Source organism: Novosphingobium sp. BF6 (assembly GCF_058273105.1).
In genome coordinates this window covers 1417205-1432293 of sequence record NZ_CM177775.1, presented here as the reverse complement: position 1 = coordinate 1432293, position 15089 = coordinate 1417205, and the positions used below count along the sequence as shown (strand labels likewise).

The following is a 15089-nucleotide window of genomic DNA, read 5'->3' as shown; positions in this document are numbered from 1 at the left end:
CCGTGTCGGGTCAGGTCAGACGAGCAAGGCGCTCGGCTCGGCGGCAGGCTCGCGGTTGGCGAGCACTGCCTTGAAGCGCTCGGTGTCGAGCTTGCCTTCCCAGCGCGAGACCACCACGGTCGCCACGGCATTGCCGATGAAGTTCGTCAGGCTGCGGCATTCCGACATGAAGCGGTCGACACCCAGGATCAGCGCCATGCCCGCGACCGGCACCGAAGGCACGATCGACAGCGTGGCGGCCAAGGTGATGAAGCCCGCGCCGGTGACGCCCGCCGCGCCCTTGGACGAGAGCATGGCCACGCCCAGCAGCAGAACCTGCTGGCCCAGCGTCAGTTCCACGTTGCAGGCCTGCGCGATGAACAGCGCCGCCAGCGTCATGTAGATATTGGTGCCGTCGAGGTTGAAGCTGTAGCCGGTCGGCACGACGAGGCCGACGATGCTCTTGGGGCAGCCCGCACGCTCCATCTTCTCCATCAGCGAGGGCAGCGCGCTCTCCGAGGAGGAGGTACCCAGCACCAGCAGCAGCTCGGCCTTGAGGTAGGAGATCAGCGAGAAGATCGAGAAGCCCGCAAGCCGCGCGACCACGCCCAGCACCACGACCACGAAGAGCGCCGAAGTCACGTAGAACGTCGCCACCAGCCCGGCGAGGTTGGCAAGGCTGCCGACGCCGTACTTGCCGATGGTGAAGGCCATGGCGCCGAAAGCACCCACGGGCGCGGCCTTCATGACGATCGAGACGAGCTTGAAGAACACCAGCGAGACGTCTTCGAGCAGCGAGAGCGGACGCGCGCCGCGGTCTCCGAGCATGGCCAGCGCAATGCCGAAGAGAATGGCGACCACCAGGACCTGAAGGATATTACCCTCGGTCATGGAGGAGAGGAATGTGTCCGGGATCATTTCCATCAGGAACCCGGTGATCGACGTTTCGTGTGCCTTCTCGGAGAAAGTTGCGACCTTCGAGGCATCGAGCGTGGCAGGATCGATGTTCAGGCCGTGACCGGGGCGAACCACGTTCGCGACGATCAGCCCGACGATCAGCGCCAGGGTCGAGAAGAAGAAGAAATAGCCGAACGCCTTGCCCGCGACGCGGCCGACCGAGCGAAGGTCGCGCATCGAGGCGATGCCGGTGACGATGGTCAGGAAAATGACCGGAGCGATCACCATCTTGACCAGCTTGATGAAGGCATCGCCAAGCGGCTTCAGCGCCTCACCCGTACCGGGTGCGAAATGGCCTACCGTCACGCCCGCCGCGATGGCGATCAGCACCTGCACATAGAGATGCGCGTACCAGCGCTTGGGCGCGGACAGCTCGTGCGTTTCGGACAACGTTGCGTGCATGGGTAAGGCCTTTCTTCCTCTCTCTGCCCGCTCAAGACTTATGCTTATCGCGGGCTGGGCAAAGACTGTTCGATTTCACGCTGCGGCCAAAGACATTTTTGCATTCGTTTTAAACGGCTGATTTCCGGCGGTTTACAGGAATCGCTTCAACTTTCCGAGCGCAGAAATCGGCACATTGCACCGCAGCGATGTGCAGAAATTTGCACATCGCTTTCCTGCATCCTAGAAAGGCACGGTGACTCGCCGCCTCAACCTGACCTGGCTGCTCGCCGCCTGCATTGCCGCGCTGATCGCGGCGGGCCTTGCCGGAGAGATCGTGCGCCAGCGCGCCGCCTCGGCCTTCGCCGCATCCGTCGCCGCCGATGCCCGCCTGCGTCAGGCCCTGCTCGACAGCGAGATCGCCCGCTTCCGCCTGCTGCCCCAGACCTTAGCCGACGACCGCGACGTGATCGCCGCCGCCGACCGCAAGCCCGGCGCCGACCGCCGCCTCGACGCCAAACTCGAAGCCTTCGCCCAGCAGATCGGCGCCTCCGCGATCTATCTCGTGGGCGAGAACGGCTTCGCGATTTCCGCCAGCAACTGGCGCCGCCCGGACAGCTTCGTGGGCCGCGACTACCGCTTCCGCCGCTACTATCGTGACGCGCGCCGCCACGGCGACGGCGCCCAATTCGCGCTCGGCACCGTCAGCCACCGCCCCGGCCTCTATCTCGCGCGCAAGGCTGCGGGAGACTGCGTGATCGTCATCAAACTCGATTTCGACCGGATCGAGGCGCAGTGGCGCACGGCAGGCGGCGAGACGTTCGTGACCAACCGCGACGGTGTGATACTCGTCGCCAGCCGCCCGGACTGGCGCTTCGCGATGACGCGACCGATCGATCCCGCCCGGCAGCGGGCCATCGCGGGCGACATCGGCATTCCCGGCCTGACCCCGCTCCCCTACGCGATCGATAGCGACAGTTTCCTGCACCGGTCCGGCGCGACCGCGCGGCTCCTGCTCGCCACCAGCCCGCCCAACCGCGACCAGTGGCGGGTCAATCTCGCCCTGCCGATCCGCGTCGCCGTCACCACGCCGATGCGCAGCGCGCAGGCGGTGGCGGCGATCCTCGCGCTCATCGCCGTCGGCGCACTCCGCTGGCTGGCGCAACGCAGCCGCCGTCGCCGTGAGCGCACCGCGCTGCTCGAAACCGCCGTCACCGAACGCACCGCCGAACTGCGCCGGGAAATGGAGGAACGCACCGCCCTCGAACAGCGCGCGGCGCTGCTGCGCGAGGAGCTGCGCCTCGCCAACCGTCTCGCCACCCTCGGGCAAGTCACGGCCAGCGTCGCGCACGAGACCGCCCAGCCCGTCGCCGCGATCCGCAACTACGCGAATTCAGCAGGCCAGTTGCTCGACCTCGGCGCCTCCGCCGAAGTGCGCGAGAACCTCACCGCCATCGATCGGCTTGCCGAACGCATCGGCGTGATCACCGCCCAGCTACGCGGCTTCGCCCGCAAGGCCGGGACAGGCGAGAGCGCCGTCTCGCTCGCCGAAGTCCTCGACGGCGCACGGCTGCTCATGAAGGAGCGACTCGCCGCGCTGACCTTCGAGACCCCCGCCCTTCCCGCCGATCTCAAAGTGCGCGGAGACAAAGTCCGGCTCGAACAGATTCTCGTAAACCTGCTCCAGAACGCCACCGAAGCGCTGGCAAACCAGCCCGATGCGCGCATCACCCTTGCCGTCGCCACCGAAGGCCAGACCCTGCGCCTCACCGTCTCCGACAACGGCCCCGGCATCGCCCCCGAAATCGCCAACCGCCTGTTCACCCCCTTCGCCACCAGCCGCGCCGAAGGCCTCGGCCTCGGCCTGGTGATCGCGCAGGACATCGCCCAGGAATTCGGCGGCTCCCTGCGCCTCGCGCCAGGCGAAGCCGGCGCAACTTTCGAACTGCAATTGAGACTCGCCTGATGGAAGCCACCCGCCGCATTGCCCTCGTCGAGGATGACGAAGACCTCGCCCGCTCGACCGCGCAGCTTCTTCGCCTCGCCGGGTTCGAAGTGGAGAGCTTCCCCGCCGCTCCCCCGGCCCTCGCCGCCATCACCGCCGACTTTCCCGGCGTCGTCGTCACCGACGTGCGCATGCCGCAAATCTCCGGCATCGACCTGTTCCGCCAGCTCCACGAGCGCGACCCCGAACTGCCGGTAATCCTCGTCACTGGCCACGGCGACATCGAGATGGCGGTGCAAATGCTCAAGGCCGGGGCCTGGGACTTCCTGACCAAGCCCTTCGCGCCCGACACCCTGATCGCCGCCGTCAACCGCGCCGCCACCGCCCGCGCCCTGACGCTCGATAACCGCCGCCTGCGCGCGCTGGCCGAAGCCGACGACGCCCCCGTCTTCCTCGGCGAAAGCCCCGCCATCCGCCGCCTGCGCGAGATGATCCCGGTGCTCGCCAATGCCGATATCGACCTTTTCATCGAAGGCGAGACCGGCACCGGCAAGGACCTCCTCGCCCGCCTGATCCACCGCACCGGCAAGCGCGCGCGCCACCGCTTCCTGCCCCTCGCCTGCGCAGGAATGCCGGAAACCCTCGCAGAGCCGCTGTTTACCGCGTCGAACCACGCCGACCCCGGCCTCGCCGCCGCCCAGCGCGGCACGCTCTACCTCGACGACATCGACCGCGCCCCCGCGCACCTCCAGGAGCGCCTACTCCCCTTCATCGAACAGCGCGTGCTGCGCCGCCGCGACGAGACCATGCCGATCGACATGCGCGTGATCTCCACCAGCCAGAACACCGCCGAAGGCCCGCCCCCCGCACTGCTGCCGCCGCTGTTCTACCGCCTCGCCGCCATGCGCCTCTCCGTGCCGCCCCTGCGCGAACGCCGCGAGGACATTGCCCCGCTCTTCGCACGCTTTGCCGGAGACGCCGCCCGCCGCACCGGACGCGACCTGCCGCCGGTAAGCGCAGCGGTGCGCACGATGCTGGAACGCCACGAGTGGCCGGGCAACGTGCGCGAACTCGCCAATTTCGCGGAACAGTTCGTGCTGGGCCTCGGCGAATCCACGCCCACGCCGTCACCCTCGGCAGCCAAGGGCCTGACCGAGCGCGTGGACGCCTTCGAACGGGAGGAAATCGTCGCCGCCGTGCTGGCCGCGAACGGAGAGATCGGCGCCGCCATCCGCTCGCTCGATCTGCCGCGCAAGACGTTCTACTACAAGGTGAACAAGCACGGGATCGATTTGGGGGCTTTGCGCCAGAAGGGGTGAAGAGGCAGGGTGAAGAAAAGGAAAAGCAGGGGAGCATAGCCCCCCTGCACCCCCATTACTGTCGATGTCGCGCCCTGCACTATCCGTTGTGCGCTCATGGCTGCGTCGGGAGACATATTGGCTGCGCCGCAAGGAGCGCAATACCGATAGGCGGCGCACGAGGTCGACATTCCGAGGGTCTGGGGGATCATCCCCCAGGACTTCCTCTTACCTTCAAACCAGTTCCGTCTCGATCCCGAGCCCCGACTTCAAAGTCAAAGTAACCGGCGTCCGCTCGGCAATATCGGCAAGCCGGGCTTTCTGCTCCTCATCCAGCCCGACGATCGAGAGCTTGCGCTCGATATGCATCTCTTCCTTCGAGCCCTTGAGCCGCAGGTCCACATCCACCGAGACCAGCGGCCAGCCCTTGCGGGCCGCGTACATCTTCAAAGTGATCGCGGTGCAGGCGCCGAGGCTGGCGAGCAGCAGGTCGTAGGGTGCTGGCCCTGCTCCCTGCCCGCCGAGCGCTTCCGGTTCGTCGGCGGTGATCCCGTGGCCGCCGACGACGATATCGGTGCGCCAGGGGGTTTCGCCGATATGGGCGGTTCCATGTGCCATGGTCCGGTGCTCCTCAGGCCGGGAGGGGGATGAATTCGTGCTCGTCCGGCACGCGGGCGAAGCGCTGTTCCTTCCAGTCTTCCTTGGCCTGCTCGATACGGTCGAGCGAGGAGGAGACGAAGTTCCAGAAGATGTGGCGCTTTTCCGGGAGCGGTTCGCCGCCCAGCAGCATCAGGCGGGTGCCGCCCTTGGCGCGGAGCACCACTTCGGTGCCGGGCTTGAAGACCACGAGTTCGGTCTCCTTGAAGCTGCCGGTCTGGCCTTCCACCTCGACTTCGCCGCCGACGACGTAGATCGCGCGTTCGACGTGCTCGGCCTTCACCTGGTAGCGCGCACCGTCGAGCATGACGATATCGGCATAGACCATGTCGGAGTAGGTCTTGAGCGGCGAGGTCAGGCCGTCGGAGGTGCCGGCGATCAGCGTCAGCCGCGTTCCGGCGTCTTCGGTCACGGGAATTTCGTCGGCCTTGTGATGCGCGAAGGCCGGGGCGATCTCTTCGGCTTCCTTGGGCAGCGCGATCCAGGTCTGGAGACCGAACAGCTTGCCGCCGCTGGCGCGGACCTCGGGTGAAGTGCGCTCGGAATGGACGATGCCGCTGCCTGCGGTCATCCAGTTGACCTCACCGGGGCGGATCGCCTGCGCAGAGCCGAGCGAGTCGCGGTGGAAGATCTCGCCTTCGACGAGGTAGGTCAGCGTGGAGAGGCCGATGTGCGGATGCGGGCGCACGTCGAGGCCTTCGCCGCTGCGGAACACCGCCTCGCCCATCTGGTCGAAGAAGATGAAGGGGCCGACCATGCGGCGCTGCGCGGTGGGCAGCGCGCGGCGGACCTGGAAGCCGTCGCCAAGATCGCGGACGGGGGGGAGAACGACGAGGTCAACGCCTTCGATATCGGACGAGTGGACGGTCATGGGGCAATCCTTCCTTGCGCTTCTTTTGTGCGATGGAGCGCCGGGGAAGAAAGTCGGCGCCGAATTGGGAAAATGCAATCGGGGAAGAGTAGGGAGCGGACGATTTCCGCCCGCTCCCGGTTCTTACGTCAGGCCCGTTCTTCTCAGGCAGCGTCGACGAGGACGATCTCGCTGTCCTCGATCGCGGTGACCCGCAGCACGTCGAGGTCGCTGATCGCCACGCCGTCACGGGCATTGGCGCGCACGTCCTCGATCTGCACCGCACCGATGGCGGGAACGAGGTAGGCCTTGCGATCCTTGCCCAGCGGGTACTCGGCGGTTTCGCCGGCCTTGAGCGTGGCGCCCACGACGCGGGCATTGGTGCGGATCGGCAGGGCGTCGTTGTCGTTCTCGTAGCCCGAGGCGAGCGTCACGAACTGGCCCGAACGGTCGCCCTTGGGGAAGGGCTTGGCGCCCCAGCTCGGTTCTTCGCCGTCGCGGGTCGGGATGATCCAGATCTGGAAGATCTTCGTCGTCACGTCCTCGAGGTTGTATTCCGAGTGGGTGATGCCGGTGCCCGCGCTCATTACCTGGACGTCGCCGGCCTCGGTGCGGCCCTTGTTGCCCAGGTTGTCCTGGTGGGTAATCGCGCCTTCACGGACATAAGTGATGATCTCCATGTCGCGGTGGGGGTGCGGCGGGAAGCCGGTCTGCGGGGCGATCGAGTCGTCGTTCCAGACGCGCAGGTTGCCCCAGTGGACGCGGGCCGGGTCGTGGTAGCCGGCGAACGAGAAGTGGTGCTTGGCGTCGAGCCAGCCGTGGTTGGCACCGCCGAGGCTGTCAAAGGGGCGAAGTTCGATCATGTCCTGTCTCCGGGGGCGGCGGGGTGAGGTGCCGTCCTGTTGAAACCCATATAGACTTGACCGCATTTCAAGTTCAGAGGGATAAAATCGACATGACTGTTCGAGGAGATTGAAAAGTGAGTAACCCCGGTACGCCGACCCTGGACCAGCTTCGCATCTTCCTGGCCATTGTCGATACCGGCAGCTTCGCCGCCGCCGGGCGGAAGCTCAACCGTGCAGTTTCCGTCATCAGCTATGGCATCGCCAATCTCGAAGCCCAGCTCGGCGTCCTGCTGTTCGAGCGCGAGGGCACCCGCAAGCCCGTCCTCACCACTGCCGGCCGCGCGGTCCTGTCCGAAGCGCGCGGCGTCGCGGAAGGCATCGACGGGTTGCGCGCCAAAGTGAAGGGCCTGCTCGACGGTCTGGAAGCGGAAGTCGATCTCGCCGTGGATGTCATGTTCCCCGCCGAGAGCCTCGGGGTGATCCTGCGCGCCTTCGCTGCCGAGTTTCCGACCGTGCAACTTCGCCTCCATGTCGAGGCGCTCGGCGCGATCACCTCGATGGTGCTCGACGGGACTGCCGTGATCGGCCTGTCCGGGCCGCTCTTCGCAGGCGTGGGGGGGCTCGAAAGCGTCTCGGTCGGCTCGGTGGCGATGGTTCCGGTGGCCGCGCCCGACCATCCGCTCGGCCGCATGAACCCGATCCCGCCCGGCGCGGGCCGCGAATATACCCAGCTCGTGCTCAGCGACCGCTCGCGCTTCACCGAAGGCAAGGATTTCTCGGTCATGAGTTCCAAGACCTGGCGCCTTGCCGACCTCGGCGCCAAACACGCGCTGCTGCGGCAGGGGATCGGCTGGGGCAACATGCCGCTGCCGATGATCGAGGCCGATCTCGTTTCCGGCACGCTCATCCGCCTCTCGATGCCCGACCATCCGGGCGGCATCTACCGCTTCGGCGGCATCTGGCGCCGCGACACCCCGCCCGGCCCGGCAGCAGCGTGGCTGCTCGACCGCTTCGTCGCCCAGTGCGAACTCGACAGCGACATGGGCGAACTTCCCGACATTTGATCGGATAGCTCAAAAAAATACCCAAAAGACTCGCGATCACGATCTATTTTGAACATCCACGAAGATCGAGGGCCTTTCGACGAATAATGGGCTTGTCGTTATAAATGACTATGCGACAATTATGCCCATCGATTGCCATATCGCCGCACATGGTTTGCCTTTATCGACGCAAACCAAGCGGCGGCTCTGGAGAGTTCGTCATGCTTCACGAAGCCTTGGGCACGACAACGACAAACAGGCCGCACGATTTACAGCATCGTCACATCGAATCCTTCCGACCGATAACCGCCTTGCCCGACGGGATGGCCAAGGGCGGTCTCGCCGGATGGCAGCTCCGCAAGGTTGTCCAGCATATCGAGGACAATCTTGCAGGGCCGCTGTCCTGCCATGATCTCGCCGCCGCCGCACGCCTGAGCACCGGGCATTTCTGCCGCGCCTTCAAGACCAGCATGGGCGAGCCGCCGCACGCCTATGTCATCCGCCAGCGTATCCGACGCGCGCAGCGGCTGATGCTCCAGACGGACGACGCCTTGTCGGAGATCGCCTGTATCTGCGGCCTGACCGACCAGGCCCACCTCACCCGCCTGTTCCGCCGCATGGTCGGCACGACACCGAAAGTCTGGCGCAACCGCTGGAAGCCGCTGAATCTTCCGGGCTGACGCTTACCATTTCCAATTACTCGAACACCACAACCAAATTTATCCGGATTTCTGGAACCGTCTTTCTCCGGCATTTCATGGCTCATCGAGGCACCCCGCAGCCGACCCGGCCGGACCCTCTCTAGACGAAGCCCAAAGGGGAAAAGCCATGAATACCGCAACCGCCAAGATCGCTCCCGCCGCCAACGAAGCCGGAATCGTGAAGTTCCTGCCGCTCGTCGGCCGCATCCTGATCGCCGCCATCTTCATTTTGAGCGGCCTTTCCAAGCTGTCCGATCCTGCCGGGACGATGGCCTACATCTCCTCGGTCGGCCTGCCCCTCCCTGCCGTCGCCATGGCCGGTGCGGTCGCGATCGAAGTCATCGGCGGCGCCCTGCTGATCTCGGGTTACCGCCTGCGTACGGTAGCGGCCGGTCTAGCACTGTTCAGCCTGGTCACGGCGGTGTTCTTCCACTCGCAGTTCGCCGACCAGAACCAGTTCATCCACTTCTTCAAGAACGTCGCGATGGCCGGCGGCCTCTTCCAGATCGTCGCTTTCGGCAAAGGCCGCGACTGATCTATCACGCAAAAAACCGATGAAAGGGGCTGCCGAAAGGCGGCCCCTTTTTGATTCGCCGCTTGGCGAGAAGACATACATCTGTTCCTATTAATTCTGCGCAGGGCCATCGTCATCGCGATCATATATAAGAATATTGAACAAAATCCTGTCACGAAGGATACATACATTCGTCTTAACGGCCGAAGCCCTAACGACATCAAGGATTCCGCTCATGCGCAAGATCGCCCCCCTCGCCCTTATTGCGGCGCTCACCGCCTCGCCCGCCATGGCCCGCGAACTGGCGACGCTCACCCGCCTCGATGACCGGACGGTCGAACTTGCCCGCACCGACAGCGCCCCCGTAACCGTCTGGATCAGCACCGACCCCGTGCTCGACAAGGGCGACCAGCGCTTCGCCGCCGCCAGCAAGGCGGTCGCGCTCAAGCTGCCGATCCCGGCAAGCGAGCGGCGCTATGTCATTCTCGAAGGCAAGGACGGCAAGACCACCGTCGTCGCGGAGCGCGTGCTGCCGCTCCAGCAGGGCAGCAATTTCCGTGACATCGGCGGCTATGTCACCAGGGACGGTCGCACCGTGAAGTGGGACAAGGCCTTCCGCTCCGGTGCGATGCCGCTGCTGACCGAAGCGGATTACGCCCTGCTCGATCAGGTCCACCTCGGCGCCGTCGTCGACTTGCGCGCGATCGAGGAGCGCGAAGTCGCGCCCGACATGCTCGACGACCGCACCGGCGCGCTGTTCCTTGCCAACGACTATTCGCTGAAGCCCCTCTTCGCGAAAATGGCCAAGAGCGGCGGCGAGAACCTGTACGAGGGCATGGAGATCATGCTCGTCCCGCAGTTCCGCGCGCTGTTCAACCGGCTCCTCGCGAACGAAGGCGCGGTGGTCTACCATTGCTCGGCCGGGCAGGACCGCACCGGCATCGCCACGGCCCTGATCTACGACGTGCTCGGCGTCGATCGCGAGACGATCCTCAAGGACTATCACCGCTCCACCGAACTGCGCCGCCCGCAGTGGGAAATGCCCAAGGTCGATCCCGCCGACTATCCGGGCAATCCGATCCTCAAGTATTACGCCGCCCGCGCCGACGGCCAGCCACCCAAGGCCGAGCCGCTCTACACCCCCAGCGGCGCCTCGCACCTCGCGCAGTTCTTCACCTACATCGACAAGCAGTACGGCGGCACCGAAGGCTATCTGAAGCAGAAGATCGGCCTGACCGACAACGATATCGCCAAGCTGCGCGAGGCGATGCTGGACTGAACAGGAATGTGCCCGCCCGGCCTGATCGGCCGGGCGGGCGTGGCGAAGCCGCCCTTCGGGTCGCAATTCGAAGCGCGACCTCGCCAGGAGCCGGAGCAGTGCCCCCCAGCTTGCTTCCGGCTCGTTCTCGTCAGGGCTTCTGCAAGGTCACCGCATCGAGCGGCTCGCCCGTCGCGGTATAGGCCCGATAGGTCAGCGCGGACGGGCTGACGTCGATCACCTGATAGGCCTGCGTGCGCGAAGCCGACTTGCGCGCCCAGGGCAGGTTGCCGACCTCGTACATCTTCGGCCCCGCGACAGAGACGGCATAGGTCGTCCCGGCATCGTCCGCCGAGGGACCGTCCTTGCCGACGGCACCCCGCGCATAGCCGTGATCGTGGCCCTGAAGCACGAGATCGACATGATACTTGTCGATCAGCGGCTTGAGCGCCGCGCGGACCTTGGGATTGTCCCGCTCCGGCTCGCTGGAGAACAGCGGGAAGTGCAGAAACAGGACCGTCCAGCGGTTCGGATTGTTCGCCAGAAGCCCGTCGAGCCACTTCACGATGGCCTTGCGCGCGGTCTCGTCGCGATCGACCTGCATCGAGTCGATCGAGATCAGGCGCAGGCCCTGATAGTCGGTATACCAACTCGTGTCCCGGCTTGCCGGAACTTCGGCCGGGCCGTTCTCGGGCAAAGTGAACTGGCGGCGCCACTGGCCGTTGATCGAGGACCCTGCCCGCGCCGCCTCGTCGCGCACGTACTCATGGTTGCCCGGCGTCGGCATTTGCGGCGTCTGGGCATAGAGGAACCCGCCCGAGGCGAACCATTCGCCCCATTCCGCATCGCTGTCATGCCGGTTGATGAGGTCCCCGGCATGGATCGTGAAGGCCGCGTCGCCCGCCTGGCGGAAAGCCATGCGCAAGGTGCGCGATGCTTCCGACAGGATCTGGTTCTGCATGTCGCCCATGTAGATGAAGCGGAACGGCTTGGCCTCGCGTGCGGCAGTGCGGAACTGGAACCATTCGGACCAGTGCGCGCCGTCACCCACGCGGTAGGCATAGACGGTGTCCGGTTCGAGCCCCGTCAACACCGCCGCGTGATAGGCCGCGCGGAACGCCGGGTCCTCGCGAACCGGCAGCGTTGCGTCGTCTGTCTTCGCCTCGACCGTCAGAGGCGTTTTCACGAAATCGGGGCTGTTGGTCGCCTTCGCATATTGGACCTGCCCGGCCAGCCCCGGCGCCGAGCGCCAGGTCACGGCCATCTCGGTCGCCGGATCGGCGGTGAGGTTCAGGATCACGCGCTCGGGCCGGACGGTGGCAGGGGCCAGCGGCTCCTGCTGCTGGGCAGGCGCGTCGGCGGCGATGGCCGGAAGCGGCAGGCAAAGCGCCAGCGCCCCCAGCAGAATGCGGGTTTTCATTGTCATCACAGTGCCCCTCAGAAGATCAGGTTGAGACCGAGCGTGACGCTGCGCCCATTCTTGACGTAACCGCGGCTGGCACCGGTGCCCGACGAGACCGTCTCCCAATAGGTATGCGAGTCGAAGAGGTTCTGGATCTGGAGCTGCACCGACGACTTCTTCAGGAAGGTCTTGCGGAACGTCAGGTCCACGAAGCTATAGGCCTGCTCGTAGGGGTTGTTGCCGAAGTCCTGGATGCCGCCGAGGAACTTCGACTGGTAGTTCCATGCACCGTAGACTTCCCAGCCCTTGCGCTCCCAGAACAGTTGCAGGTTGGCGATGGTCTCGGGCGTTTCCATCAGCGGCAGCTCGTAGCCGTCCGGATGCCACGAAAGGCCCGTCACCGCCGTGGAGCGCTGCAAGGTCAGGTTCCCGCCGACGCCCAGCGAACCGAGCACGCCCGGCAACCAGTGCAGCAATTGCTGCCCGCTGATCTCCATGCCGTAGACTTCGGCGGTCTTGCCGTTGTTGGGCATCGAGATGGCCACGCCCGCCGGATCGACGTTCTCGCCCAGCGTTCCGTTGCGGATGTTGCTGGAGGAAGAGCGGAACAGGAAGTTGGTGATGTGCTTGTAGTAGAGCGCCACCGAATAGGCCCCAGTGCGACCCGCGTAATGTTCCAGCGACATGTCGAGATTGAGCGAGCGCATCGGCTTGAGGTTCGGGTTGCCCTGCGCGATCGAGGTCAGCACCCACTGCGAGATCGGGTTTTCCTTGCCGTCACCATCGGGATCGGTGTCGTAACCGTACTCGCGCGCCGAACTCATGCGGGCGATATCCGGGCGGGCGAAGCTGGTCCAGACCGCGCCGCGCAGCTTGGTGCGATCATCCAGTTCGTAGTTGACATGGACAGAGGGCAGCACGTTGACGAAGCTGGACTTGTCCGAGACGAAGCGCTGGCCCTGGATCAGGTCCATATTCCAGGCGTCGATCGTGTTGCGTGTCGCTTCCATGCGCAGGCCCGCGATCACTTGCGCCCGACCGAAGCGCGCCGTGCCCATGGCATAGGCCGAGATCACGCGCTCCTCGAAGCGGAAGCTGTCCTCGTTCGAGAGTTCGGCCTGCCCCGGATCGACCGCAAAGCCGTCGAAAATCTCGCTGTCGCCGGACTGCGCCCGCTGGAGTTCGGCCAGCATCTTGCGGTTGTCGATCGTCGTGCCGAGGCGGTAGAGTCCGCTATAGGCGCCGCCGAACAGGCTGTTCACTTCCTTGCCGTAGAATTCCGAAAAGTCCGCCAGCGTGCCGTCCGCTTCCAGATTCAGGAACGAGCCCTGATAGGTGCGGCGGCGAGAGTTGTAGAACTTGGCGCCGGTCTTGAACGCTTCCAGCCAGGAATCGACCGGCTTCCACTCGAGATTGAACTGGGCCTGCCAGAGCTTCTCGCTGCTGCCGCCCACTTCGCCTTCGAGGCTGCTGAAGTCATATTGCGAGGGGTCCTGCACGGCGTCGAGACCGGCGGAATTGAGCAGCCACTTGGGGAAGCGGGAATCCTCGCTGCTGCTGAACAGAACGCCCTTGTTGCCCAGCCAGTTGTATTTGTCGCTGCGGAATTCCAGCGTGTAGCCGTCGTCGAGATTGTCCTCGGACTGCGAATAGGAAACATCGTAGTCGATCGTCAGCTCGCCGACCCGCGAAACGCCGCCGACGTTCGCCGAAGCCAGGCTGCCGGTCTCGCGCGAGCCTTCCCAGAACCGGCGCAGGCGGAAGCCCTGCGGATCCCAGGTGCCCGAGCCGCCGTTGAGGCTGTAGAACGACTTGCCCTTGCGATCCTTGTCGGTGATCCGTCCGTCGCGGTCCTGGTCGACGATCTGGCCCACGGTATAGCCGTAGATGCGGCCCAGCTTGGAATCGTACCCGGTGACGTTGTCCTCGGGCTGGAGCAGCGCGGTATCGGCAGCATCGACCTGAACGAGGCGCGTCGAGTTCTTCGCCGTGTCGTTGCGGAAGTTCAGGCGGTTGAGGAATTCGTCCTTGCGGTACTTGTTGTACTGCCCGCGAAAGTGGAAATCGTGGTCGTCCGAGCGGTAGTCGATGCTGGTATTGGCGCCCCAGCGCTTCACGTCGGTCTCGCCGAAGCCCAGGTTCATGCCGCGCATGACGAAGCGGTTGGGATCCCAGCCCAGCGTCTCGCTGTTGTCGTACCAGGTGTCCGGCTGGTTGTCGCCGTCGACGCCGTTCTGCTCGAACTGCGACTTGCGGCGGCTCCAGTTGCCCGAGACGTAGATGCCGAAATGCTCGTTGAACTGCCGCGCGAGAGCGCCGGAAACCTGGCCGGACTTGCGGTGGTCGTACTTGTCGAGCATCCCGCCCTCGACCGAGAGACGCGCATAAGTCGGGGTCTGGTCGAAGGCCGTGGGGGTGGAGATATCCACCGAGCCGCCCAGCGCATCGCCGTCACGGTCGGGAGTCAGGGTCTTGTAGACGGTAATCTGCTTGATGCCGTCGGGCGGCAGGACCGAAAGGCGCACGCCGCGATAGAAGTTGTTGTCGCGCGAACCGGCACCGCCCAGGCGCACGCCGTTGATCGAGTAATTGTTCAACTCGGTGGAGAGGCCGCGCACGGTGATGCGGTCGCCCTCGCCCGTGGTGGGGCTGCGCACGGCATTCACGCCCGGCAGGCGCGCGAGCGCTTCCGAAACGTTGTTGGCGGGCAGCTTGCCCATGTCGTCGGCGCTGATCGTGTCGGAGACGGTGTCGTTGCCCCGCTTGATGTCGAGCGAACGCTGGACCGCCTCGATATAGCCGGTGACGACGATCTCGCTGTCACCGCCTCCGGCAGGCTCCTCGGCAACGGTCGCCGCAGCGACGGGAGCCGCCCGGCGGGCCGGCGTAACCGAAACGGGACGCGGCCGGGCGGCGGCCCGCGCCTTCAGGATCACCGTGCCCCCGCGCATCTGCGTATCGACATCGGCGCCGCGCACGAGCTGCGAGAGTGCCTGCTGCGCGCTCATCTTGCCGGAAATGGCGCTGCTGCGACGCCCCCGTACCGCGTCGGGCGCCGCCGCCACCTGCATCCCGGTGACGCGCGAGAACTCCTGAAGCGCGCGGCCCAGGTCCTGCGCCGGAATGGTGAAACTGTACTGTGCGGCGGCCGCCTGTGCCGTTGGCACGGCAAGGCTGCCCCCAACCGTTGCCAGCGCTATGGCCAGCGCGGAAACCCACGCCAGCGCTTTACTCGAACGAAACATAAAACCCCCCGTTG

General features: G+C 65.4%; 12 protein-coding genes. 6 read left to right on the top strand and 6 right to left on the bottom strand.

Annotated elements, in window-relative coordinates:
* Window positions 1–15: 15 nt before the first annotated feature.
* The gene (locus AC4D6D_RS07190; protein WP_491327073.1) at window positions 16–1338 is read right to left on the bottom strand and encodes a dicarboxylate/amino acid:cation symporter; all 1323 of its coding nucleotides are present in this window, start codon (window positions 1336–1338) and stop codon (window positions 16–18) included.
* Between the two features lie 235 nt (window positions 1339–1573).
* On the opposite strand from AC4D6D_RS07190, the gene AC4D6D_RS07185 reads away from it, so the two are divergent.
* Both AC4D6D_RS07185 and AC4D6D_RS07180 read left to right on the top strand, forming a co-directional pair.
* Window positions 1574–3283, top strand: coding sequence for a sensor histidine kinase (locus AC4D6D_RS07185; RefSeq protein ID WP_491327072.1), 1710 nt, complete (start codon window positions 1574–1576; stop codon window positions 3281–3283).
* On the top strand, window positions 3283–4581 hold the full coding sequence (locus AC4D6D_RS07180; protein ID WP_491327071.1) for a sigma-54-dependent transcriptional regulator: 1299 nt from the start codon (window positions 3283–3285) through the stop codon (window positions 4579–4581). Before AC4D6D_RS07185 ends, AC4D6D_RS07180 begins: the two co-directional genes overlap by 1 nt.
* Before the next feature lie 213 nt (window positions 4582–4794).
* Here AC4D6D_RS07180 and AC4D6D_RS07175 read toward each other — a convergent pair whose 3' ends face one another.
* From AC4D6D_RS07175 to AC4D6D_RS07165, 3 genes are all read right to left on the bottom strand, one after another.
* Window positions 4795–5178, bottom strand: coding sequence for an OsmC family protein (locus AC4D6D_RS07175; protein WP_491327070.1), 384 nt, complete (start codon window positions 5176–5178; stop codon window positions 4795–4797).
* Window positions 5179–5191: 13 nt separating this feature from the next.
* Complete coding sequence (locus AC4D6D_RS07170; RefSeq protein WP_491327069.1) at window positions 5192–6088, bottom strand: pirin family protein; 897 nt, start codon at window positions 6086–6088, stop codon at window positions 5192–5194.
* Window positions 6089–6231: 143 nt separating this feature from the next.
* Window positions 6232–6930 (bottom strand): pirin family protein, encoded by a 699-nt coding sequence (locus AC4D6D_RS07165; RefSeq protein WP_491327068.1) that lies wholly within the window; start codon window positions 6928–6930, stop codon window positions 6232–6234.
* Between the two features lie 116 nt (window positions 6931–7046).
* Between AC4D6D_RS07165 and AC4D6D_RS07160 the strand changes: the two genes are divergently transcribed.
* The 4 genes from AC4D6D_RS07160 to AC4D6D_RS07145 all read left to right on the top strand — a co-directional run bounded on the left by AC4D6D_RS07160 (window position 7047) and on the right by AC4D6D_RS07145 (window position 10449).
* The gene (locus tag AC4D6D_RS07160; RefSeq protein WP_147220010.1) at window positions 7047–7976 is read left to right on the top strand and encodes a LysR family transcriptional regulator; all 930 of its coding nucleotides are present in this window, start codon (window positions 7047–7049) and stop codon (window positions 7974–7976) included.
* Between the two features lie 302 nt (window positions 7977–8278).
* The gene (locus AC4D6D_RS07155; RefSeq protein WP_491327067.1) at window positions 8279–8635 is read left to right on the top strand and encodes a helix-turn-helix domain-containing protein; all 357 of its coding nucleotides are present in this window, start codon (window positions 8279–8281) and stop codon (window positions 8633–8635) included.
* A gap of 148 nt (window positions 8636–8783) precedes the next feature.
* Window positions 8784–9191 carry a DoxX family protein gene (locus tag AC4D6D_RS07150; RefSeq protein ID WP_147220008.1) on the top strand — a complete coding sequence of 136 codons (408 nt, stop codon included), beginning with the start codon at window positions 8784–8786 and terminating at the stop codon, window positions 9189–9191.
* Between the two features lie 214 nt (window positions 9192–9405).
* Window positions 9406–10449: a tyrosine-protein phosphatase gene (locus AC4D6D_RS07145; protein WP_491327066.1), complete on the top strand. Its 1044-nt coding sequence runs from the start codon at window positions 9406–9408 to the stop codon at window positions 10447–10449.
* Between the two features lie 130 nt (window positions 10450–10579).
* Here AC4D6D_RS07145 and AC4D6D_RS07140 read toward each other — a convergent pair whose 3' ends face one another.
* Together AC4D6D_RS07140 and AC4D6D_RS07135 are read right to left on the bottom strand one after the other, a co-directional pair.
* Window positions 10580–11854 carry a purple acid phosphatase family protein gene (locus AC4D6D_RS07140; protein WP_491327065.1) on the bottom strand — a complete coding sequence of 425 codons (1275 nt, stop codon included), beginning with the start codon at window positions 11852–11854 and terminating at the stop codon, window positions 10580–10582.
* An 11-nt stretch (window positions 11855–11865) separates the two neighbouring features.
* Window positions 11866–15075 (bottom strand): TonB-dependent receptor, encoded by a 3210-nt coding sequence (locus AC4D6D_RS07135; protein WP_491327064.1) that lies wholly within the window; start codon window positions 15073–15075, stop codon window positions 11866–11868.
* Window positions 15076–15089 lie beyond the last annotated feature (14 nt).